This window comes from Falsiroseomonas sp., assembly GCF_051860665.1.
Lineage (GTDB): Bacteria > Pseudomonadota > Alphaproteobacteria > Acetobacterales > Acetobacteraceae > Falsiroseomonas.
The window spans coordinates 1-19,835 of sequence record NZ_JBHYDM010000006.1; the positions used below are offsets into that span (position 1 = coordinate 1).

Sequence of the window (19,835 nt, forward strand, 5' to 3'; positions counted from 1 at the left end):
GCCGCAGCCCGCGCGGGCGACGCTTGGCTGCTCCCGTGCCTCACGGCCACTGGAAGACTTCGACCCTCGTCGCGGCGTTGCGGCACGACGGCATCGTCGCGCCGCTGGTCATCGACCATCCGATGAACGGCGTCACCTTCCGCGCCTATATCGAGCAGTATCTCGCCCCGACGCTCTCGCCCGGTGACATCGTCGTCGCAGACAACCTGCGGTGCCACAAGTCGCCCGGTGTCCGCGCCGCCATCGAGGCGCGCGGCGCCGAGTTGCGCTACCTGCCGCCCTACTCGCCCGATCTGAACCCTATCGAGCAGGTCTTCGCCAAACTCAAAGCCCTCGTCCGCGCCGAAGCGCCGCGCAACGTCGACGATCTCTGGACCACCATCGGCCAGTGCCTCGGCCGCTTCCCCGCAGCCGAGTGCGCCAACTACCTCGCCAACTCAGGATATCCACGCCTGATGTGAAAATGCTCTAGCTTCGCCGAACATGAACTTCGGGAATGGTTCCAGCGCGCGGTTCATGGAGATCTCGCTTGCCAACGTATCAGAGTTCCAGAGGCGGCTGAATGCCGAGCAGACGAAGAACCGGATGCGGGCACGCCTTAGTTCGGGACGCTGGGTGTTTCGGGCGCCGGAGGGCTACGAATACCAACGATCTCCAGGCGAGGGGAAAGTTCTGGTCCGTGCAGAGCCCGCCGCGTCTGCAATCCAGGAAGCGCTTGAAGGTTTCGCATCCGGGCGACTTGAGCGTCAGGCCGAAGTGGCGCGCTTCCTCGCAGGTCATCCCGGCTTCCGGTCCGGTAAGGTGACCGACGAGCGTGCCAACCAAATACTCACCAACGTTATCTATGCTGGTTACATCGAACACAAAGATTGGGGGATCTCGTTGCGTGAAGGACGCCATGGCGGCCTCATCAGCTTCACGGTGTTCAAAAAGATCCAGGAGCGGCTGAACGGCAACGGGAACACGCCGAAGAGGCCCAATCTGGCTGCAGACTTCCCCCTACGCGGCTACGTTGTCTGCGATGCCTGTGAGCGGCGGCTCACGGCTTACTGGGCAAAGGGTGCTAGCAGGCTGCACCCGTACTACCACTAATTCAATTCGGATTGCGCCGACTACGCGAAAGCTATCCGCCGGGCCGAGATCGAGGCAGGATTCGAGAAGTTGCTGAAGGCGCTCACGCCCTCTTGTCAGGTGTTGGAGCTTGCCACTGCAATGTTCAAGGACCTTTGGGAGAACCGCTCATCGCAGGCAAAGCTTCAAGCGAAGGGTCTGAGAGTGGAACTGGTGCGTCTTGAACGTGAGGTTGAGCAGTACCTGAACAATGTTGCTCAACCGACCAACGCGGCGATGATCAAGCGCATTGAGGAGCGAGTAGGGAGGTTGGAAGGTGAGAAGGCCGTGCTGGCGGAGCGCCTCGCCGCCGCAGGGCAACCGGGCAAAAACTTCGACTTGGCACTTAGAACGGCTCTGACTTTCCTAGCAAACCCTTATGATCTCTGGGCTTCTGGGGATCTTGATCGTCGCAAGATCACCCTCAAGCTGACCTTCCCCACCCCCCTTCGCTACAAGCGAAAAGAGGGGTTTAGAACGCCTCTTTTGTCCTTACCGTTCAAGGTGATAGCCGACCTTGAGCATCGTCAAGGTAAGATGGTGCCCAGGGGCGGAATCGAACCACCGACACTGCGATTTTCAGTCGCATGCTCTACCAACTGAGCTACCTGGGCCCAAGCGAAGGATCGTGAACCGCATCCCTCGGTAGAGGCGCGCGTGATAGCCGAAGGTCCGGGGGCTGTCCACCCATGCCTGGATCAGGAATCGTCGCCGGGCTCGTCTGTCTCCTGCACCGGGATGGCGTAGTCCCCGCGCAGCCAGCGGCCCAGGTCCACGTTGGCGCAGCGATCCGAGCAGAAGCGGGCGGGCCCCGGTTCCAGTGGCTTGCGGCAGATCGGGCAAAGGCGGGCGCGTGGTGCCCTGGAATCGGCCGGCTTCATCCGGGGATCTCCATGATGTCTTCCTGGCCGGGTCGAAGCCGGATGTCGGGCTGCAGTTGCAGAGGACGGCGGGCGGCCTCCTGATAGTCATGCAGGGCCTGCGGCAGGGACTCCAGCGCTTGGATGACCTCCGGCGCCGCACGAAGCGCGAAGCCTGAACCGGGCCTGGCCGAAACTTCCCGGAGCGCCTGTCGCAGGGCCGCCAGGCCGCGGGTCAGCGGGCTGGGCGGCAGCCCGAGGATCTCGTGCAGCGGGGGATGCACGCGCGGGCGGACGATTTCCATCAAGCCAAGCCGGGTCATCCCCAGCAGTCGCGGCGAAAGCGGATCGTCCGCCAGGGCCTCGGCCAGAGGTGCAACCAGCAGCTCGCGGCGCCGGACCGCGAGGCCCGCGAAATCGACCAGGATGGCGCCCGCCAGATTCCGCAAGCGGATTTCGCGCGCAATCACGGGGACGGCGACCGCATTCAGCCGTTCGTGTGCGATCGAGTCCCGCGACCCAGCGAGGCCACCCGAATCGACGTCGATCGCCGTCAGCGCCGGAGTGGGGTGGATGATCATGCTCGCACCGCCCTCCATCTCCACACGGGGTTCGGCCAGCTCCGCAAAACGGGCTTCCAACTCAGGCCCGAAGGTGGAGGACAGGGTGAGCGTCGTACGCGCAGGCTCGAAGGCGCTGCGCAGCAGGCCGGCCACGGCCGGTCCATCCGTTACGATCCGGGCTTCGGGCCAAATCCGGGCCAGACGAAGGGCCGCACCATCACCGCGCCGCAGCAGCGCCGGCGCGCCGCTGCCGGATTGCTCCACCAGGCGCTGCTCGGCCGTTGACAGTCGCGCGGAGAGCCTGGGGCCCTTGCCGCCCTGGGGCGCGCGCTGCACGCGCACGGCCAGTGACTGACCCTCCTGCAGCGCCTTTGAGATGGGGCGGCGCGGCGGGGGCAGCTCGCTTTCCGGCAGGAAGCCGGTGCTTCCATCGCCCAGCAGCAGGAAGGCGCCACTCATGGCAGGAAGGATCGCGGTCGCCCGCGCCCGGTGCAGGTCGCCGACCCCATCGGGGCGGCCCGGCCTTTCGACGGCGACGATCTCCAGGCGGCCATCCCGAAGACCGGCGACTCGAACCTCGCCCGGAGAGACGCTGACGCGGATTTCCGCGTCGCCGGTCATGGCCGCAGCCAGCCCGCTCCGCGCAGCAATTGCGCCGTCTCGAACAGTGGCAGGCCGACCACATTGGAATGGCTACCGGAGAGGAAGCGCACGTACATCTCCGCGCGCTTCTGGATCTGGTAGCCGCCCGCCACGCCGCGCCATTCCCCGGAGGCGATATGGTCCTCGATCTGCGCCTGGGTAAGCCGCTGGAAAGCGAGGATCGTGGTGACCAGCCGCACGGTCTGCCGGCCATCAGGCCAGATCAGGCAGACCCCCGTCAGCACGCGATGGCGCCGCCCGGACAGCAGGTTGAGGAAGCGCGCCGCCTCCTCCGCATCACCTGGCTTCCCGAGGATACGTCGGCCCACGCCGACCACCGTATCGGCGGCCAGAACCAGTGCGCCCGGCGCCAGCGCGGCGCCCGCCATGGCCTTGCCCGCCGCAAGACGTGCTGCGAGCAGGCGAGGGGCCTCGCCCTTGCGGGGGGTCTCGTCGATGTCAGCCGAAATCACCTGGTCCGGCACCACGCCGATCCTGGCCAGAAGTTCGAGCCGCCGTGGACTGCCGGAGGCCAGCACCAGATTTGGCCGCACCTGGGACATGCCGAGCGCTGCCGGCAAGGCGTCAGCTACTTGAAGCGGAAGGTGATGCGCCCTTTGGTCAGGTCGTAGGGCGTCATTTCCACGTTGACCCGGTCACCGGCCAGGACGCGGATGCGGTTCTTGCGCATCTTCCCGCTGGTATGGGCCAGTACCATGTGGTCGTTGTCGAGCTTGACGCGAAACATCGCGTTGGGCAGCAGCTCCACGACGGTGCCGCTGAACTCGATCATGTCCTCTTTCGACATGCAGATCCTTCATCGGAGTCATCAGGGCCGGCTCGGCCAGGGCCGGCTGAGCGCGACACGAGGGGTGTTCGCGCCAAAGCGCAAAGCGGCGCGGAACATGAGCGCCATGGCGCCCGCGGTCAAGGACGCTTGTCGATGGCGTCCATGCGCACCGCCACACTCATGGCATGGGCATCCAGCCCTTCGGCGCGCGCCAGGGTGACCGCAGCGCCGCCGATCGCCGAGAGCGCGCCGGCATCCACCTCGACCCAGGTCGTCCGCTTGAGGAAATCGAAGACCGAGAGGCCGGAGGCGAAGCGGGCGGTCCTTCCGGTGGGCAGGACATGGTTGGGCCCGGCCACATAGTCGCCCACCGCCTCCGGGCAGAAGCGGCCGAGGAAGGCGGCTCCGGCATGGCGGATGCGTGCCATCAGCTGGCGCGGCGCCTCCACCATGATCTGCAGGTGCTCCGGCGCCAGCCGGTTGGTCAGATCGACCGCCTCCGCCCAGTCCCGCACCACGATGATGGCCCCGTGCTGGTCCCAGGACTGCCGCGCGATGGACGCGCGCGGCAGCGTCCGCAGCTCCCGCTCCAGCGCCTCGGCGACCAGCTGGCCGAAGGGCGCGTCATCCGTGATGAGGATGGATTGTGCCGCCTCGTCGTGCTCGGCCTGCGCCAGCAGATCGAGGGCAACATGGCGTGGGTCGTTGGCGGCATCCGCCAGGACCACCACCTCCGAAGGCCCAGCGATACTGTCGATGCCGACCCGGCCGAAGACCTGGCGCTTGGCCTCCGCCACATAGGCATTCCCCGGACCGACGATCCGGTCCACCGGCGGCAGCATCGGGGTGCCCCAGGCCAATGCAGCGATCGCCTGGGCGCCACCCAGGCGCCACACCTCGCTGACCCCGGCCAGCCGCGCGGCGGCCAGCACCAGGGGATTCAGCACCCCATCCGGCGTGGGGACGCACATGGCGATCCGGGACACGCCAGCCACGCGGGCCGGCAGCGCATTCATCAGGACCGAGGAGGGATAGGCCGCCTTGCCGCCGGGAACGTAGAGGCCCACCGCGTCGATCGGCCCCCAGCGCAATCCCGTGGTCACACCCTCGGCATCGGTCAACTCGAGGTCGGACGGAAGCTGCGCCCGGTGGAAGGCCTCGATCCGCCGCGCGGCGATGTGGAGCGCTTCCAACTGGTCGGCCGGCACCTGGGCGCCGGCGGCCTCCATTTCCGCGGGCGAGACCCGCAATGCGCCGGCTTCAGTCGGGTTCCAACGATCAAACCGGCGTGTCAGCGCCAGAAGGGCCTCGTCACCCTTCTGTCGCACCTCCGCGATGATGGCGGAGACGGCGGCGTCCACGCGGGTGGTGGTTTCCCGGGCATCGTTCAACAGGGCCTGGAAGCCGGCTTCGAAGCCTGCCTCGCGTGTCTGAAGCCACTTCATCGGGAAGCTGCCTCCGCCATGGCGGCCCGGAAGCGTGCGATCCAGGCCCCGATCGCTTCGGGGCGGGTCTTCAGCGCGGTGCGATTGACGATGAGGCGCGAGGTGACATGAGCGATGACCTCGGTCTCCACCAAGCCATTGGCGCGGAGGGTCGACCCGGTCTGCACCAGGTCGACGATCAGCCGCGACAATCCGAGGGAGGGTGCCAGCTCCATCGCCCCGTTGAGATGGACGATCTCCGCCTGCACCCCGCGCGCCGCGAAATGGCGATGCGCGATCGTTGGGTATTTCGTGGCGACGGTGACCCGCGACCAGGCGCCGATATCCTCCCGCGCCGCCAGGGCCTCGGGTTCGGCCACGGAAACACGGCAGCGGCCGATCCCGAGATCGAGCGGCGCATAGATCTGGTCGTAGTCGAATTCCATCAGCACATCGGCGCCGCAGACCCCGATCTGGGCGGCGCCATGGGCGACGAAGGTCGCGACGTCGAAGGGCCGGACCCGGACCACATCGAGGTTGGGATGGTTCGTCTCGAAGCGCAGTCGCCGGCTGTCCTCATCCGCATAATCCGCGGCGGGCGCGATTCCGGCGCGGGCGAGCAGCGGCCCCAGCTCCGAGAGGATTCGCCCCTTTGGCAGGGCGAGCACCAGCGGTCCACCCGCTTCGGCCGGCGTGGAGGGGTCGGCGGGAAGGGAGACGCTCGTCAAGGTTTCCATGGTCCAGCCTGGCAGCGTGGCAGCGATTCGGCCACGATCTGGATGACGACCCGGCGATGGCCAGGGCCGCGACACGCCGCGCGGATCGCAGAAGCGGCGCCCGTCGTCAACCTGCCGGACGCGCCTGTCGCCACAGCCTACACCGTGAACTGTTCCGCGATGATCCGTTCCGACAGGCCGTGGTCGGGGTCGAACAGCATGGTCAGCGCCACACCGCGATCCTCCCGGACCTCGACCCGGCGAACATCCCGCACCTCGGTATAGTCGGCCACGGCGGCCACTGGGCGCTTCTCCGGCTCCAGAACCTCGAATACCACCTGCGCCTCGGCCGGCAGCAGGGCACCGCGCCAGCGCCGCGGGCGGAAGGCCGAGATGGGTGTCAGCGGCAGCAGGTTGGCGCCGAGCGGCACGATCGGCCCGTGCGCCGAGAGGTTATAGGCCGTGCTGCCGGCCGGCGTGGAGACCAGAACGCCGTCGCAGATCAGCTCCTCCAGCCTGCGCTTGCCGTCGATCAGGATGCGGATCTTGGCCGCCTGCCGCGTCTCACGCAGGAGCGAGACCTCGTTGATCGCCAGCGCCTCCACCGGCTCCCCCAGCCCCACGAAGGCCCGCATGCGCAGCGGGTGGAGGATGGCGGCCTGGGCCAGGGCGAGCCGGTCCGGCAGGCCATCCTCCCTGAAATCGTTCATGAGGAAGCCCACGCTACCGCAATTCATGCCGTAGACGGGCAGGTTGCGGCCGAGCAGGCGGTGCTGGGTTTCCAGCATTAGGCCATCGCCCCCCAGCGCGACCACCATCCGCGCCTCGTCCAGCGTGGCATTGCCATAGGCCGACACCAGCCGCGCCATGGCCTCCGTCGCCTGCTCGGTCGGTGCCGCCACGATGGCGATCCGGCCAGCCAGGGACCTGCCGTCAGGCGGCGGAAGGGGCGCGCTCATAGGCGCTCGCCGGGCCCGTGCGGCATGGCGGGGCGCGCCGCCAAGCCCTGCGAAGGCGGCATCATGCCGATAGTCCTCGCCCGACTCCGCGCATCGCGGCGCATCCGCACTCTTGAACCGTCAGCCATGCGCATGCGCGGAATTCCTGGGCAGCTTCTGGCCATCAAGCCCCCTGTCGTGCGGCGGGGCAAGGGGCAGGGGAATGCTGGTCCTCAGCGCGGCTGGCGCGGCCAGTCCAGGCGCGGCTCGGACCGTCCCGCGGCGCGCTCAGGCCAGGCGGCAGGCGGCGGGACCGGGGCGCGAGGACGGGGGGGCGGCGGCTCGACCGGCTGGCGCGCCAGCGGGGGAGGCTCCGCCCAGTCATCCTCGATCGGCGCGCGGCGGGCGCCCGCATCAGGCAAGCGCAGGGACAGGGTGCGAAGCTCCGCCTGCAGCTCGTCCAGCTGCGCCTCGATGGCGTCCAGCCTGCCCTTCAAGCCGAAGACGCTGAAGGGCATGAGCAGATAGGCCAGCCCGACGAGGCTCAGCAGGACCAGCACCACCAGTCCGGACCAGTCGGGAAGGCCGGGGATGGTGAGCGCGGCAGCGATCTCCTGGAGCATCAGCCGCCCGTCACGCTCATATGCCTGGCCACGGCCGGCTTGCTGCGGGTGCGATCGATCACGAAGTCATGGCCCTTCGGTTTACGTGAAATGGCTTCCAGGATCGCCTGCTGCAGGCCCTCGGCATCCAGCGACGGGTCGCGCAGCGGGCGGCGGAGATCCGCCGCATCATCCTGTCCGAGGCACATGAACAGGGTGCCCGTGCAGGTCAAACGCACACGATTGCAGGATTCGCAGAAGTTGTGCGTGAGTGGCGTGATGAACCCGATGCGCCGGCCGGTCTCGCGTACCGTGTAATAGCGTGCCGGCCCGCCTGTCGTATAGTCCGTCTCATCCAGCGTCCAGTTCTGCCGCAACTGGGCACGGACGGTGGACAGAGGCAGGTACTGGTCGTTACGGTCGCCCGAGATCTCCCCCAGGGGCATGGTCTCGATCAGGCAGAGGTCGAAGCCATGCTCGCCGCACCAGGCGATCATCCGGTCGAACTCTCCCTCGTTCACACCCTTCATCGCCACGGCATTGATCTTCACGGCAAGGCCGGCCGCCTTGGCGGCGAAGATGCCGTCCAGCGTCGGCTCCAGCCGCCCCCATCGGGTCACCGCCGCGAAGGTCGCCGGGTCCAGCGTGTCCATGCTGACATTGATGCGGCGCACGCCGGCCGCGTACAGGTCGGAGGCCAGCCGCACCAGCTGGGTGCCATTGGTGGTGGTCGTCAGCTCCCGCAACCCGCCCTCGCCCAGCCGCGATCCCAGGCTGCGGAACAGGCTGATGACGTTCTTCCGGACCAGCGGCTCTCCCCCGGTCAGCCGGATCCGGTCCACCCCCAGCTCGATGAATGCCCCGCAGAGCCGATCCAGTTCCTCGAGCGAGAGGACCTCGGCCTTCGGCAGGAAGGTCATGTCCTCGGCCATGCAATAGACACAGCGCAGGTCACACCGGTCGGTCACCGAGACGCGGAGGTAGCTCACCCTTCTGCCGAACGGGTCGATCATCGCGGGATGTCCCCAGAGGAAAAGGCTCCGTCGCAACGGGGCCGCAGGCCTTCAGTCATGCTGCATTTGGTCCGCCCCCCCCACGAGGCGCAACCCCCGGCGAGGCCCGGGACCTCATACCAGCAGGGCGATGACGCCCGTGGAGACGAGGAAAACCAGGGCCGCACGCTTGTACCAGCGTTCCGGCAGCACATGGAACAACCTGGCGCCCAGCGGGACGCAGAGCATCAGCACCGGCAGCAGCAGCAGCATCTTCGCCAGGACCGCCCAGCCCATCAGTCCGCCCAGCGCCGGCGGGATGACCGAGATGACGGCAATCGTTCCGAAGAACAGGATCAGGTTCGCCCGGTGTTGCCTGGCCGCTTCCGGCCCGGCGAGAAGGTAGAGGATGACCGGCGGCCCGCTCATCCCCGTCGCGCCCTTCAGCAGGCCGGCCAGGGTGCCCACGGCGATGTTGAGCGGCAGTGGGCGCGACCCATGGTAGCGCCAGCCTGACATCAGCAGCAGGCCGAAGACCAGCACGAAGCCACCGATGAAGCGGCGCAGCACATCCTGGTCCGCGGTGATGAGGATGAAGGCGCCCAGGGGGGTCGCCAGGGCGGCCGCGCCGCCGATCGGCAGGATGACCCTGCGATTGGCCTCGCCGAAGGCCTTCGGGACCAGCTGCAGCGAAACCACCAGTTCCATCAGCAGCATGACGGGAACGCCGATTCGCGGTCCCCAGAGCACCGAATAGGCCGGAGCCAGGAGAACGGCCGTTCCGAATCCAGAATAACCGCGCATCAGCCCTGCCAGGGCGGTCACGGCAATGGCGACGTAGATCTGCCAGCCCTGAAGCAAAGCCAGCATTTCCAGGGGGATATTACTCAAGGGGCATCCGGTTCAACGGGGATGAGGGCGATCACGTCGACCCGGATCATGACCTTGCCCTTGTTCTCGAAATTGACGGTCACGCGATCCCCGACGACGGACTGCACCTGCCCTATACCCCAGTCCGGGCAGTGGGGATGGCGCACGCGCATCCCAGGGGAGAGTTCTGACCACACGGGGGCAGCCTACCAAGGCGCCAGCCACCTCGGCTAGCCCGTCCCGCAACCGCAACATTGAATGCCACTTGCCCTTGGTGTTCTGGCAATCTGCGCTGGGTATTTCGAAACCCTGGTCCCCTGGGCCGGCCGTCGTGGCTGGCTGCTGCGCTGCGGAGGAATGAATGCTGCCTGACAAGATCGCGTTGGCCCAGGCCGTCTGCACGCGACTGTGCCACGACCTCGGAGGACCCGCCGGCGCATTGGCCGGTGCGCTGGACCTCCTGGACGGTCCTGGCGACGATGCCATGGATGTCGCGCGCGACGCGGCCCGCATCATGGACCGCCGGATCCGCTTCTACCGCGCCGCCGTCGGCGCCGGCTGCGGCGATTGCAGGGTCGAGGAGATCGCCCAGATGGCCGAGGGCCTGACGCTCGGCCGGAAGGCGGTGATCGATCTGGCGGATCTGGAGCCCAACGCCGTCTTCCCGGCGCATCTCACCCAGGCGATGCTGCTGGCATCCTGGACGGCGGTCGATGCCCTACCGCGGGGCGGCGTGGTGCGGCTGGGCGGGGACGTGGAGGGCGGCCTGTCGATCTGGCCGGATGGTCCCGGTGCCGCCTGGCCCGCAGGCCTGGCTGCGGGCCTGGCCGGCGATGCCGTGGCGCTGAATGCGCGCAGCGTGTCTGTGCCCCTTCTGCTCGGCGTTGCCGCCTCGGCGGGCATTCACCTGGAGCTGATGATGGGCGGCGGCAATGCCGCGTCGCCCCTGCTGCTGACATTGGAAACGCGCAACTGAATCGGGAAGGCGCGCCGGAAAGCCGGCGCGTTTACCGAATATTCGGCCTGTTCGGGCAGATTCCGGAAAAGACCAGGCGCCGGAGCCCCGAATGGACGACTTGCTCGCCGACTTCCTGACCGAGACCCACGAGGGACTGGTCGCACTCGATGTCGCGCTGCTGCGGCTGGAAAAATCGCCGGACGACAAGCCGACCTTGTCGGAGATCTTCCGGCTTGTGCACACCATCAAGGGCACCTGCGGCTTCCTGGGGCTCTCGCGCCTCGAGCGCGTGGCGCATGCCGCGGAGAATATTCTCGGCCTCTATCGTGACGGCGTCCTGACCGTCACGCCGGCGGGCGTGAGCCTGGTGCTGCGCGCGCTGGACCGGATCAAGGAGATCGTCGGCAAGCTTGAGCAGGGCGGCAGCGAACCGGCCGGCGACGACGCGCAGCTGATCGGAGAACTCGACGCGGCAGCAGGCGGCGATGGCATCTCCACCCTTGCGGAAACCGAGGCTGCCTTCAACAACGCGCCCGCACCCGTCGCTACGGAAGAGCCGGCAACGGCCGAGGTCGCGGAAGCGCCGGCGCCGGCACCGGTTGCCAAGCCCAGCGCCCCCCAGCGCCGTGCGGCACCGCCCCCGACCGATGCACCGCCTGCGGAAGAGGCGGCGAGCTCCGGCCGCGCCCCGCCGCAGAGCATCCGCGTCTCCGTGGACGTGCTCGAGGACCTCATGATGCTGGTCAGCGAGCTGGTGCTGACGCGCAACCAGCTCATGCAGGTGTCCCGCGCCCGCAGCGATGGCGCCTATAGCGTGCCCCTGCAGCGGCTCTCGCACATCACCTCCGACCTGCAGGACGGGGTGATGAAGACGCGCATGCAGCCGATCGGCAATGCCTGGGCCAAGATGCCGCGCCTGGTGCGCGACCTTTCGATCGAACTCGGCAAGAAGATCGACCTCGAGATGCGGGGCGCCGATACCGAGCTCGACCGCCAGGTGCTGGAGCTCATCAAGGATCCTCTGACGCACATGGTCCGCAACAGCGGCGACCATGGGCTGGAAGGGCCGGAGGATCGGCGCCGCGCCGGCAAGTCCGAGACCGGCCGGATCATGCTGAACGCCTTCCACGAAGGCGGTCACATCCTGATCGAGATCTCCGATGACGGCCGTGGACTCAGCCTCGATCGCATTCGCCAGAAGGCGCTGACGCAGGGCCTGGCGAGCGAGTCCGAGATCGCCGGCATGAGCGACGCCGAGATCCACCGCTTCATCTTCCGCGCCGGCTTCTCCACCGCCGCCGCCGTCACCGCCGTCTCCGGCCGCGGCGTCGGCATGGACGTGGTGAAGACCAATGTCGAGCGCATCGGCGGCACCATCGACGTCACCTCCGTCGAGGGGCGTGGAACCGCCTTCACCATCAAGATCCCGCTGACGCTGGCCATCGTCTCCGCCCTCATCGTCGAGGTGGCGGGCGAGCGCTTCGCCATCCCGCAGATCGGCGTGCTGGAACTGGTTCGCGTCGGCGGCGGCTCCGGCTCCCGCGTCGAGCGCATCAAGGATGCGCCGGTGCTGCGCCTGCGCGACCGGCTGCTGCCGCTGGTCTCGCTCGGCCGCGTCCTCGGCCTGGAGGAAGGCCCTGCACAGCCGCTGGGCGAGGGTGGCGATACCGGCTTCGTCGTGGTCACCCAGGTCGGCGCCAATGTTTTCGGCATCATCGTGGACCGCCTGTTCGACACGGAGGAAATCGTCGTCAAGCCGGTGGCGCCGATCCTGCGCCACATCGGCATGTTCTCCGGCAATACGATCCTGGGTGACGGCAGCGTCATCATGATCCTGGATCCCAATGGCATCGCACGGGTCACCGGCGTGGTCGCCGATGGCGCCGGCGTCAGGTCGGCGGACAACAAGGTGGCCAGCGCCGTGCGATCCAACGAGAAGACGTCGCTGCTGCTGTTCCGGGCCGGCGACGAAACTCCGAAGGCCGTGCCGCTCGGGCTCATCGCGCGCCTCGACGACATCCCGGTCGAGCAGATCGAGAATTCCGGCGGCACGCCCGTGGTGCAGTATCGCGGCCAGCTGATGCCGCTGCTGTCGATGTCGGGCGGCTTCGCGCCGGCCGAGGAGGGCCGGACGCGGCAGACGGTGCTGGTGTTCAGCGAAGGCGAGCGCAGCCTCGGCATCATGGTCGATGCCATCCTCGACGTGGTCGACGAGGCGCTGAGCGTACAGGCCGGCCAGGGTCGCCCGGGCTTCCTCGGTTCCGCCGTCGTCGCCGGCAAGGTGACCGACGTGATCGATACCGCCTGGTGGCTCGGCCAGGCCGGCGGCGACTGGTTCCGCCCCGCAACCTCCACGCCCCTTAGCCGCCGCCTGCTGGTGGTCGAGGATAGCGCCTTCTTCCGCGAGCTCGTGGTCCCGGCGCTGGCCGCCGATGGCTACGAGGTGGTCGCGGTGGAGGGTCCGGCACAGGCGCTTCGGCTGCGTGAGCGCGGCGACATGTTCGACGCGATCGTGTCCGACATCGAGATGCCGGAGATGGATGGCTACGAATTCGCCCGCGACGTCCGCAGTGGCGGCCCCTGGCAGGACCTGCCGATGGTCGCGCTGACCGGCCGCGTCGAACCCGCAGCCGTGGCGCGCGGCCGGGCCGCGGGGTTCACCGACTATGTCGGCAAATATGACCGTGAAGCACTGCTGGCGAGCCTCAGTGAGTGTCTCGCCGTGCCTGTCGCGGCCTGAAGCGGAGGATCTGGTCTTGCGTACGCAAACGACACAGTCGGCGGTCACCGATGCCGATCTCTACCTCACCTTGACGGTGGCCGGCCAATCCTGCGGCGTTCCCGTCCTTGTGGTCCGTGACGTGCTCGGACCGCAGGTCATCACCCGGATCCCCCTGGCGCCGCCGGAGGTGGCGGGCAGCCTGAACCTGCGCGGACGGATTGTCACGGCGGTCGATCTCCGGCGGCGCCTTGGCCTGCCGCCCCGCGCCGCCGACGCGCAGCCCATGAGCATCGTGGTCGAGATGGCCGGCGAGCTCTACAGCATGCTGGCGGATGCGGTGGGCGAGGTGGTGCCGCTGCGCCAGGATGACTCGGCGGCCAATCCGCCGACGCTGGATGCGGTCTGGAGAGAGGTCTCGAAGGGCGTCCACCGACGCGACGGGCAATTGCTCATCGTCCTCGATGTCGAGCGGGTGCTCGCGATCGGCGGTGGCCGATGAGCGCGACCGAGGGCGTGGTCCGCCAATGCCTTGTGGTCGATGACAGCCGCGTGGTCCGCAAGGCGGCCAGGCGCTTCATGGAAGGCTTCGGCTTCACGGTGCGCGAGGCGGGGGACGGCAGCGAGGCGCTGACCGCCTGCCGCGAGCTGCTGCCGGAACTGGTGCTGCTCGACTGGAACATGCCGGTGATGGACGGCGTGACCTTCCTCCGCGCCGCGCGCGCCGAGTTCGGTCCCGACAAGCCCGTGATCATCCTTTGCACCACCGAAATCGCCTTCGAGAAGATCATGGAGGCGCTGGAGGCGGGCGCGCAGGAATATGTCATGAAGCCCTTCGACGCCGAGATCCTGGGCAGCAAGCTGGAGCAGATCGGCTTGCTGCAGGCTGCCGCGGCGTGATCGCCCCTGGGCCGGTCCGGGTCCTGCTGTGCGACGACAGTGCGGCCGCACGCGCGGTCATGTCACGCATGCTGGCGACCGATCCGGGCATCAAGGTCGTCGCCAAGGCGACCGATGGCGGTGATGCTCTCGCGCAGCTGACAGCGATGCCGGTTGCCGAGCGGCCGCAGGTGGTGCTGCTGGATCTCGAAATGCCTCGGATGGACGGCATGACCGCCCTTCCGCTGCTGCTCAAGGCCGCGCCTGAGACGGCCATCATCGTCGCCAGCGCCCTGAGCCAGCGGGGCGCTGCCGCCACCATGGCCGCGCTGCGGGCTGGCGCGGTCGACTATGTGCCGAAGCCATCGGCCGCCGCGGGCGGGATGAGCGGCGGCCAGTTCCAGGCCGAGCTGGTGGCGAAGGTCAAGGGCTGGGCGCGGATGCGCCGACCGGCGGTCCCGGTGGCCGCCAGGCCCATGCCGGCGCCGATGGCGCAGACCAGGCCGATGATGGCGGAGCGGTCGCTTGGTCCCGCGGCACGCCCGCGGGCGATCGCGATAGGCTCCTCGACCGGCGGCCCGCAGGCGCTTGCCGCGCTGGTCGCACGGCTGGACCGACCCTTGGCCGCGCCCGTCATCGTGGTGCAGCACATGCCGGCAGGCTTCACGACCCTGCTGGCAGATCACCTGAACCGCATCGGGACGCTTCCCTGCAGCGAGGCGAAGGAGGGCGACAAGCTGCTGCCTGGCCGCCTGTACCTGGCGCCCGGCGACAAGCACCTGCTGGTGAAGGATGTGGCGGGGGGGCTGGTCGCCCAGCTCGGCGACGGACCGCCCGAGAATTTCTGTCGCCCGGCGGTCGACCCGATGCTGCGCAGCCTGGTTGCAGCCTGCCAGGGCCGCCTTCTGGTGGCCATCCTGACGGGCATGGGCAGCGACGGCCTGGCCGGCTGCCGCGCCGTGGCCGGAGCGGGAGGTTCGGTGCTGGCACAGGATGAAGCGAGTTCGGTCGTCTGGGGAATGCCCGGAGCGGTCGCGAAGGCCGGAATTGCGACGGCCATTCTCAGTGTCGAGGACATCGCAGGCCGCATCCTTGTGGCTGGTGCAGACGGAAAGCGGACATGACGAACGAAGAATTCGCTGAAATCGCCGGAGTTGTCCGGCGCCGCTCCGGCATTGTGCTGACCGCGGACAAGGCCTATCTGCTCGAAACGCGCCTGGGGCCCATCCTGACCCGCTTCGGCCTGGCTTCGCTGTCCGCGCTGGGACAGAAGCTGCGCCAGCGGCCGGATGAGGCGCTTGAGCGCGCCGTGGTTGAGTCGCTGACGACGCACGAATCGTCCTTCTTCCGCGACGGCAAGCCCTTCGAGCATCTGGCGAAGATCCTGCCCCGCCTGATCGCGGGCCGTGCGCCGGGCGCGCCGCTGCGGATCTGGTCGGCTGCCTGCTCCACGGGCCAGGAGCCATTCTCGATCGCGATGCTGATCGCGGATGCCTTGGCCGGGCGGAATGACTGCAAGGTCGAGATCCTGGCGACGGATATCTCCGCCGAGATCCTGCAGCGCGCCAAGCAGGGTGTCTTCACGCAGTTCGAGGTTCAGCGGGGTCTGCCGATCCGGTCGCTGGTCAAGCACTTCAAGCAGGATGGCGCCAAATGGCGGATCTCGCAGGAACTGCTGTCCATGGTGCGGTTCGAGGAACGCAATCTGCTGAACGACCTTTCGACGCTCGGCCGCTTCGACGCGATCTTCTGCCGGAACGTGCTGATCTACTTCGACGCGCCGACAAAGACCCGGGTGCTGGAGGCGCTCGCCCGGCGGCTGTCGCCGGATGGAGTGCTCTATCTGGGGGGCGCGGAAACGGTGCTCGGCCTGACGGACCGCCTTGTCCCGGTGCCCGGCGAGCGGGGGGCCTACGGGGCCTCCTCGCAGAAGGCGGCAGCCTAGATAGGCCTCACCTTAAGCTGCAGGTGCCAATCGACGGCAGGCCTGCCGGCTGGCCAGATAGGTCGCCGAGCCTGCCTCCGCCCTCTTGAAGGCCGGCGTTACCTTCTGCGATCAGGCCGCGGCGGTTGCTGGTCCGCCGCGGCCGTCGCTGCCCGATGGCAGGCGGATGGCGCCATTCGGCTCACGCAGGACATAGCCACGGCCCCAGACGGTGCCGATCAGCTCGGCGGCCCCGGCATTGGCGAGCTTCTTGCGCAGCTTGCAGATGAAGACGTCGATGATCTTGACCTCGGGCTCGTCCATGCCGCCGTAGAGGTGGTTCAGGAAGGCCTCCTTGGTCAGCACGATGCCCTTGCGCAGCGTGAGCAGCTCCAGGACGGCATATTCCTTGCCGGTCAGATGCACCGCCCGCCCGTCCACCAGCACTTCCCGCGAGCCCAGGTTCAGCGTCAGCGGCCCAACGGAGAGCGTCGGCTGGCTGAAGCCCTTGGCACGCCGGACGATCGCCTGGATCCGGGCGACCAGTTCCTGCTGGTCGAAGGGCTTCGTGATGTAGTCGTCGGCCCCCATGCCGAAGCCGCGCACCTTGGCCTGCGGCCGGGTCAGGCCGGAGAGGATGAGGACGGGCGTCTCCAGCCGCGCGGCCCGGAGCCGTCGAACCACCTCATAGCCCTCCATGTCCGGAAGCATGAGGTCGAGCACCACGATGTCGTAATCGTAGAGCCGCGCCAGTTCGAGCGCCTCCTCGCCCGTGTCGGCGGTGTCGACGATCATTGTCGCCGCCTTCAGCGCAAGGGTCACGCCGCGCGCCACAATTGTATCATCCTCAACCAAAAGCACACGCATGGGCGGCCTCCACACAGCTTGTGCGTGTATGAATACCACCTTTGCGCGCTATGTGAAGAGCTTATTCACCGAAAAAATGCATCATCGGCAAGACGTAAACCATAAAATAGCAAATCATAGGTTTTTGAGACGATTCATGAAAATGAACCACTGGCTGGCGGCGGCGAAGGCCATTGCGTCGCTGCCGCCCCTCCTGCGGCGCGGGAGCGTTCATGGCGCCAACCTCATGACGGTCAATGTGGTCGGATTGAGGCCCCCGCCCGCCATGGGGGATCGCCTTCGCCTCGGTCCCGATGCCGCGCCGACCATCGCCGAGGTGGTCAGTGTCGGACAGGCCTTGGCCAGCTGCGTCATCTTCGGCGACACGGCGCGCATCTCGGCGGGCGAGCCAGTCGAGGTCCAGCCCGCTGCCGGCCTCAGGGTGGGAGAGGATTGGCGCGGCCGTGTGCTGGATCCCTTGGGGCGGCCGATGGACGGAGCCGGTCCGCTGCGCGGCGGACAGGTGGAGCGCATGACGCGGGCCCTGGCTCCATCGGCCGCCACGCGGCAGCGGCTCGGGCCCCCGATCGGTGTCGGTGTCCGGGCTGTCGATGCCTTCTGCACGATGCGCGAGGGGCAGCGACTGGGCCTCTTCGCGGCCTCCGGCATCGGCAAGTCGACGCTGCTGTCCACCATGGCGCGCGCAGCGGCCTTCGACACGGTCGTGCTCGGCCTGATCGGGGAGCGTGGCCGCGAGCTGCGTGAATTCATCGAGGATGACCTGGGCGCGGAGGGGCTGGCGCGCAGCGTGGTCATCTGCGCCACATCCGATGCTCCGGCGGCGCTCCGCCGTGAAGCCGCCTTTGCAAGCCTGGCGGTCGCCGAGCACTTCCGCGACGCGGGGCAGCGCGTCCTGCTGCTGCTCGATTCGGTCACCCGTTTCGCGCTGGCCTGCCGCGAGATCGGCCTGGCTGCCGGCGAGCCGCCCGCGACGCGCGGCTATCCGCCCAGCGTCTTCCGCGAATTGCCGGCACTGCTGGAGCGGGCGGGGCCGGGCGCCCCGGGCACCGGCAGCATCACCGCCCTGATCACCGTGCTGGTCGAGGGCGACGACCATGACGAGCCGATCGCCGATGCGGTGCGCGGCATCCTGGATGGGCATGTGGTGCTGGACCGGCGCATCGCCGAAGGCGGGCGCTATCCGGCCATCGATATCCTGCGCAGCCTGTCCCGCTCCGTGCCCGGCTGCCTGAACGCGGAACAGGCCCAGCTCGCGCGGCGCGCGCGCAAGATCCTGGCGCTGCGGGACGAGGTGGCGGACCTGGTCCGCCTTGGCGCCTACCGGCCCGGGACGGATGCGGAGATCGATGCGGCCCTCCGCGTGGCGCCCGGCATCGAGCAAATGCTGCACCAGGCGCGGGGAGAGGTCTCCACACTGGAGGAGGCCTTCAGTCGGCTCGCACAGGCGCTGGCCGATGCCGCGCCCTGACCCCCTGCGCGCCCTTCGCCTGCTGCGGCGAATCGAGCTGGAGGCCGCCCGCCGCAGCCTGGGCGACGCCCTGGCTGCGGAAGCGAGGGCGGCCGAAGCCTGCCGCCAGGTGGCGCAGGCGCGGGCAACCGAAGCTGGCAGCGCGCGTGCGGCCGATTATGCCGCCTGGCTGCCGGCTGCCCAGGCCGCGGCCGCGCAGACTGCGGCGCTGCATGAGGTGACGCGCGCGGCGATCGAACCGCGCCGCGATGCCGTTGCCGAGGCATCGCGGGCCGAGCAGGTCGTGGCGGAGGAGATCGCGTCCCGTCAGCGCCGTCTGCGCCAGGCGCGGCTGGCGCGGAGCCAGGCGCTGCTCGAGGACCTGTCCCGGCCGCTCAGGCCGCCGTCGGCTTGAGCACACCGCGGCGAATCTGGTCCAGCTCGATGCTCTCGAACAGCGCGCGAAAATTGCCCTCGCCGAAACCCTGGTCGCCCTGGCGCTGGATCAGCTCGAAGAAGATCGGGCCGATGACATTGCCGGTGAAGATCTGCAGAAGGCGTCCACCCTCCGGCGTCGGCGCGCCGTCCATCAGGATGCGGTTGCGCCGCAGACGGTCCAGGCCTTCCTCGCTGCCCGGCAGGCGGTCCGGCAGCAGCTCGTAATAGGTGTCGGGCGTATCCAGGAAAGCCACGCCGGCGGCGCGCATGCCCTCCACGCTCGCATGGATGTCGCCGGTGCCGAGCGCCACATGCTGGATTCCTTCGCCGTGATAGGCGCGCAGGAATTCCTCGATCTGGCTGCGGTCATCCGAGCTCTCATTGATCGGGATGCGGATCTGGCCGCAGGGCGAGGTCAGCGCGCGGGACTTCAGACCGGTCAGCTTGCCTTCGATATCGAAGTAGCGGATTTCCTTGAAGTTGAAGAGCTTGGCGTAGAACTGCCACCAGACATCCATGCGCCCGCGATGCACATTGTGGGTCAGGTGATCGATCACCGTCAGGCCATTGCCTTTGGGCTGCGGGTCGCGGTCCCCGATCCATCGGAAGTCGATGTCGTAGATATTGCCGCGCGGGCCGTAGCGGTCGACGAAATAGAGCAGCGAACCGCCGATGCCCTCGATCGCCGGGATGTTCAGCTCCATGGGGCCGACCTTGCCGGCCACCGGCTTGGCGCCCAGGGCGATGGCGCGCTTGTAGGCCTCGGCGGCATCGGCCACCCGGAAGGCCATGGCGCAGGCGGAAGGCCCGTGCACGCGGGCGAAGGCCTGGGCAAAGCTTTCCGGCTCGGCATTGATGAGGAAATTGATGTCGCCCTGGCGCCACAGCGTCACGGCCTTGGAGCGATGGCGGGCCACCGCGGAGAAGCCGAGCCGCCCGAACAGCTCCTCAAGATAGGGGATATCCGGCCCCGTGAACTCGACGAATTCGAAGCCGTCCGTGCCCATGGGATTGGCTTCGGAGATGCGTCCGGCATAGGCGCTGCGATCTGGTGGGACGTCCATGGTCTTCTCCTGGCGCTTCGTCTGGGCGGGGG

The 19,835-nt window shown here is 68.2% G+C and carries 23 protein-coding genes and 1 tRNA gene; 10 read left to right on the forward strand and 14 right to left on the reverse strand.

Annotation, left to right across the window (positions count from 1 at the left end; translation table 11 throughout):
- Both ACTIF1_RS08130 and ACTIF1_RS08135 read left to right on the forward strand, forming a co-directional pair.
- Positions 1-461, forward strand: a 461-nt coding sequence (locus ACTIF1_RS08130; RefSeq protein ID WP_439595895.1) for an IS630 family transposase, incomplete at its 5' end; no start/stop codon positions are given.
- Between the two features lie 22 nt (positions 462-483).
- Complete coding sequence (locus ACTIF1_RS08135) at positions 484-1,092, forward strand: hypothetical protein (RefSeq protein ID WP_439595896.1); 609 nt, start codon at positions 484-486, stop codon at positions 1,090-1,092.
- A 556-nt stretch (positions 1,093-1,648) separates the two neighbouring features.
- Here the strand turns inward: ACTIF1_RS08135 and ACTIF1_RS08140 are convergent.
- The 12 genes from ACTIF1_RS08140 to ACTIF1_RS08195 form a co-directional block, all read right to left on the reverse strand.
- A tRNA-Phe gene (locus tag ACTIF1_RS08140) sits at positions 1,649-1,724 on the reverse strand.
- Positions 1,725-1,808: 84 nt separating this feature from the next.
- Complete coding sequence (locus ACTIF1_RS08145; RefSeq protein WP_439595897.1) at positions 1,809-1,991, reverse strand: DNA gyrase inhibitor YacG; 183 nt, start codon at positions 1,989-1,991, stop codon at positions 1,809-1,811.
- A complete protein-coding gene (locus ACTIF1_RS08150) occupies positions 1,988-3,154 on the reverse strand; it encodes a ribonuclease E/G (RefSeq protein ID WP_439595898.1) in 1,167 nt (388 codons plus the stop codon). The genes ACTIF1_RS08145 and ACTIF1_RS08150 overlap by 4 nt, the downstream gene beginning before the upstream one ends.
- Entirely contained in the window at positions 3,151-3,738 is a 588-nt protein-coding gene (locus ACTIF1_RS08155; RefSeq protein ID WP_439595899.1) for a Maf family protein, read from the reverse strand. Before ACTIF1_RS08155 ends, ACTIF1_RS08150 begins: the two co-directional genes overlap by 4 nt.
- A gap of 26 nt (positions 3,739-3,764) precedes the next feature.
- Positions 3,765-3,983, reverse strand: coding sequence for a translation initiation factor IF-1 (gene infA, locus ACTIF1_RS08160; protein WP_092956859.1), 219 nt, complete (start codon positions 3,981-3,983; stop codon positions 3,765-3,767).
- A 119-nt stretch (positions 3,984-4,102) separates the two neighbouring features.
- On the reverse strand, positions 4,103-5,410 hold the full coding sequence (hisD, locus tag ACTIF1_RS08165; protein ID WP_439595900.1) for a histidinol dehydrogenase: 1,308 nt from the start codon (positions 5,408-5,410) through the stop codon (positions 4,103-4,105).
- A complete protein-coding gene (gene hisG / locus ACTIF1_RS08170; RefSeq protein ID WP_439595901.1) occupies positions 5,407-6,126 on the reverse strand; it encodes an ATP phosphoribosyltransferase in 720 nt (239 codons plus the stop codon). Before hisG ends, hisD begins: the two co-directional genes overlap by 4 nt.
- A gap of 137 nt (positions 6,127-6,263) precedes the next feature.
- The gene (locus ACTIF1_RS08175; RefSeq protein WP_439595902.1) at positions 6,264-7,064 is read right to left on the reverse strand and encodes an NAD kinase; all 801 of its coding nucleotides are present in this window, start codon (positions 7,062-7,064) and stop codon (positions 6,264-6,266) included.
- A gap of 212 nt (positions 7,065-7,276) precedes the next feature.
- Positions 7,277-7,666 (reverse strand): hypothetical protein, encoded by a 390-nt coding sequence (locus tag ACTIF1_RS08180; protein ID WP_439595903.1) that lies wholly within the window; start codon positions 7,664-7,666, stop codon positions 7,277-7,279.
- Positions 7,666-8,658, reverse strand: a complete 993-nt coding sequence (gene moaA, locus ACTIF1_RS08185; RefSeq protein WP_439595904.1) for a GTP 3',8-cyclase MoaA — start codon at positions 8,656-8,658, stop codon at positions 7,666-7,668. Before moaA ends, ACTIF1_RS08180 begins: the two co-directional genes overlap by 1 nt.
- A 114-nt stretch (positions 8,659-8,772) precedes the next feature.
- The gene (locus ACTIF1_RS08190; RefSeq protein ID WP_439595905.1) at positions 8,773-9,507 is read right to left on the reverse strand and encodes a sulfite exporter TauE/SafE family protein; all 735 of its coding nucleotides are present in this window, start codon (positions 9,505-9,507) and stop codon (positions 8,773-8,775) included.
- 17 nt (positions 9,508-9,524) lie between these two features.
- On the reverse strand, positions 9,525-9,680 hold the full coding sequence (locus ACTIF1_RS08195) for a DUF3553 domain-containing protein (protein ID WP_439595906.1): 156 nt from the start codon (positions 9,678-9,680) through the stop codon (positions 9,525-9,527).
- 188 nt (positions 9,681-9,868) lie between these two features.
- Between ACTIF1_RS08195 and ACTIF1_RS08200 the strand changes: the two genes are divergently transcribed.
- The 6 genes from ACTIF1_RS08200 (at position 9,869) to ACTIF1_RS08225 (ending at position 16,008) form a co-directional block, all read left to right on the forward strand.
- Positions 9,869-10,483, forward strand: a complete 615-nt coding sequence (locus ACTIF1_RS08200; protein WP_439595907.1) for a histidine phosphotransferase family protein — start codon at positions 9,869-9,871, stop codon at positions 10,481-10,483.
- Between the two features lie 91 nt (positions 10,484-10,574).
- Entirely contained in the window at positions 10,575-13,205 is a 2,631-nt protein-coding gene (locus ACTIF1_RS08205; protein ID WP_439595908.1) for a hybrid sensor histidine kinase/response regulator, read from the forward strand.
- A gap of 16 nt (positions 13,206-13,221) precedes the next feature.
- A complete protein-coding gene (locus ACTIF1_RS08210; protein ID WP_439595909.1) occupies positions 13,222-13,686 on the forward strand; it encodes a chemotaxis protein CheW in 465 nt (154 codons plus the stop codon).
- Entirely contained in the window at positions 13,683-14,084 is a 402-nt protein-coding gene (locus ACTIF1_RS08215; RefSeq protein ID WP_439595910.1) for a response regulator, read from the forward strand. The genes ACTIF1_RS08210 and ACTIF1_RS08215 overlap by 4 nt, the downstream gene beginning before the upstream one ends.
- Positions 14,081-15,187 (forward strand): chemotaxis-specific protein-glutamate methyltransferase CheB, encoded by a 1,107-nt coding sequence (gene cheB / locus ACTIF1_RS08220; RefSeq protein WP_439595911.1) that lies wholly within the window; start codon positions 14,081-14,083, stop codon positions 15,185-15,187. Before ACTIF1_RS08215 ends, cheB begins: the two co-directional genes overlap by 4 nt.
- A complete protein-coding gene (locus ACTIF1_RS08225; RefSeq protein ID WP_439595912.1) occupies positions 15,184-16,008 on the forward strand; it encodes a CheR family methyltransferase in 825 nt (274 codons plus the stop codon). Before cheB ends, ACTIF1_RS08225 begins: the two co-directional genes overlap by 4 nt.
- Before the next feature lie 111 nt (positions 16,009-16,119).
- Here the strand turns inward: ACTIF1_RS08225 and ctrA are convergent, their stop codons facing one another.
- Positions 16,120-16,854 (reverse strand): response regulator transcription factor CtrA, encoded by a 735-nt coding sequence (gene ctrA, locus ACTIF1_RS08230; protein WP_439595913.1) that lies wholly within the window; start codon positions 16,852-16,854, stop codon positions 16,120-16,122.
- Between the two features lie 142 nt (positions 16,855-16,996).
- On the opposite strand from ctrA, the gene ACTIF1_RS08235 reads away from it, so the two are divergent.
- Both ACTIF1_RS08235 and ACTIF1_RS08240 read left to right on the forward strand, forming a co-directional pair.
- Positions 16,997-18,322, forward strand: coding sequence for a FliI/YscN family ATPase (locus tag ACTIF1_RS08235; protein ID WP_439596134.1), 1,326 nt, complete (start codon positions 16,997-16,999; stop codon positions 18,320-18,322).
- The gene (locus ACTIF1_RS08240) at positions 18,309-18,716 is read left to right on the forward strand and encodes a hypothetical protein (RefSeq protein ID WP_439595914.1); all 408 of its coding nucleotides are present in this window, start codon (positions 18,309-18,311) and stop codon (positions 18,714-18,716) included. The genes ACTIF1_RS08235 and ACTIF1_RS08240 overlap by 14 nt, the downstream gene beginning before the upstream one ends.
- On the opposite strand, the gene hppD is transcribed toward ACTIF1_RS08240, so the two are convergent.
- The gene (hppD, locus tag ACTIF1_RS08245) at positions 18,697-19,803 is read right to left on the reverse strand and encodes a 4-hydroxyphenylpyruvate dioxygenase (protein ID WP_439595915.1); all 1,107 of its coding nucleotides are present in this window, start codon (positions 19,801-19,803) and stop codon (positions 18,697-18,699) included. The genes ACTIF1_RS08240 and hppD overlap by 20 nt on opposite strands.
- Positions 19,804-19,835: the final 32 nt, after the last annotated feature.

Bases quoted from the DNA above. Each gene is read 5' to 3' on its own strand.
- ACTIF1_RS08135 (WP_439595896.1), top strand. From the start codon at position 484: ATGAACTTCGGGAATGGTTCCAGCGCGCGGTTCATGGAGATCTCGCTT.
- ACTIF1_RS08145 (WP_439595897.1), bottom strand. From the start codon at position 1,991: ATGAAGCCGGCCGATTCCAGGGCACCACGCGCCCGCCTTTGCCCGATC.
- ACTIF1_RS08150 (WP_439595898.1), bottom strand. From the start codon at position 3,154: ATGACCGGCGACGCGGAAATCCGCGTCAGCGTCTCTCCGGGCGAGGTT.
- ACTIF1_RS08155 (WP_439595899.1), bottom strand. From the start codon at position 3,738: ATGTCCCAGGTGCGGCCAAATCTGGTGCTGGCCTCCGGCAGTCCACGG.
- infA (WP_092956859.1), bottom strand. From the start codon at position 3,983: ATGTCGAAAGAGGACATGATCGAGTTCAGCGGCACCGTCGTGGAGCTG.
- hisD (WP_439595900.1), bottom strand. From the start codon at position 5,410: ATGAAGTGGCTTCAGACACGCGAGGCAGGCTTCGAAGCCGGCTTCCAG.
- hisG (WP_439595901.1), bottom strand. From the start codon at position 6,126: ATGGAAACCTTGACGAGCGTCTCCCTTCCCGCCGACCCCTCCACGCCG.
- ACTIF1_RS08175 (WP_439595902.1), bottom strand. From the start codon at position 7,064: ATGAGCGCGCCCCTTCCGCCGCCTGACGGCAGGTCCCTGGCTGGCCGG.
- ACTIF1_RS08180 (WP_439595903.1), bottom strand. From the start codon at position 7,666: ATGCTCCAGGAGATCGCTGCCGCGCTCACCATCCCCGGCCTTCCCGAC.
- moaA (WP_439595904.1), bottom strand. From the start codon at position 8,658: ATGATCGACCCGTTCGGCAGAAGGGTGAGCTACCTCCGCGTCTCGGTG.
- ACTIF1_RS08190 (WP_439595905.1), bottom strand. From the start codon at position 9,507: ATGCTGGCTTTGCTTCAGGGCTGGCAGATCTACGTCGCCATTGCCGTG.
- ACTIF1_RS08195 (WP_439595906.1), bottom strand. From the start codon at position 9,680: ATGCGCGTGCGCCATCCCCACTGCCCGGACTGGGGTATAGGGCAGGTG.
- ACTIF1_RS08200 (WP_439595907.1), top strand. From the start codon at position 9,869: ATGCTGCCTGACAAGATCGCGTTGGCCCAGGCCGTCTGCACGCGACTG.
- ACTIF1_RS08205 (WP_439595908.1), top strand. From the start codon at position 10,575: ATGGACGACTTGCTCGCCGACTTCCTGACCGAGACCCACGAGGGACTG.
- ACTIF1_RS08215 (WP_439595910.1), top strand. From the start codon at position 13,683: ATGAGCGCGACCGAGGGCGTGGTCCGCCAATGCCTTGTGGTCGATGAC.
- ACTIF1_RS08225 (WP_439595912.1), top strand. From the start codon at position 15,184: ATGACGAACGAAGAATTCGCTGAAATCGCCGGAGTTGTCCGGCGCCGC.
- ctrA (WP_439595913.1), bottom strand. From the start codon at position 16,854: ATGCGTGTGCTTTTGGTTGAGGATGATACAATTGTGGCGCGCGGCGTG.
- ACTIF1_RS08235 (WP_439596134.1), top strand. From the start codon at position 16,997: ATGAACCACTGGCTGGCGGCGGCGAAGGCCATTGCGTCGCTGCCGCCC.
- ACTIF1_RS08240 (WP_439595914.1), top strand. From the start codon at position 18,309: ATGCCGCGCCCTGACCCCCTGCGCGCCCTTCGCCTGCTGCGGCGAATC.
- hppD (WP_439595915.1), bottom strand. From the start codon at position 19,803: ATGGACGTCCCACCAGATCGCAGCGCCTATGCCGGACGCATCTCCGAA.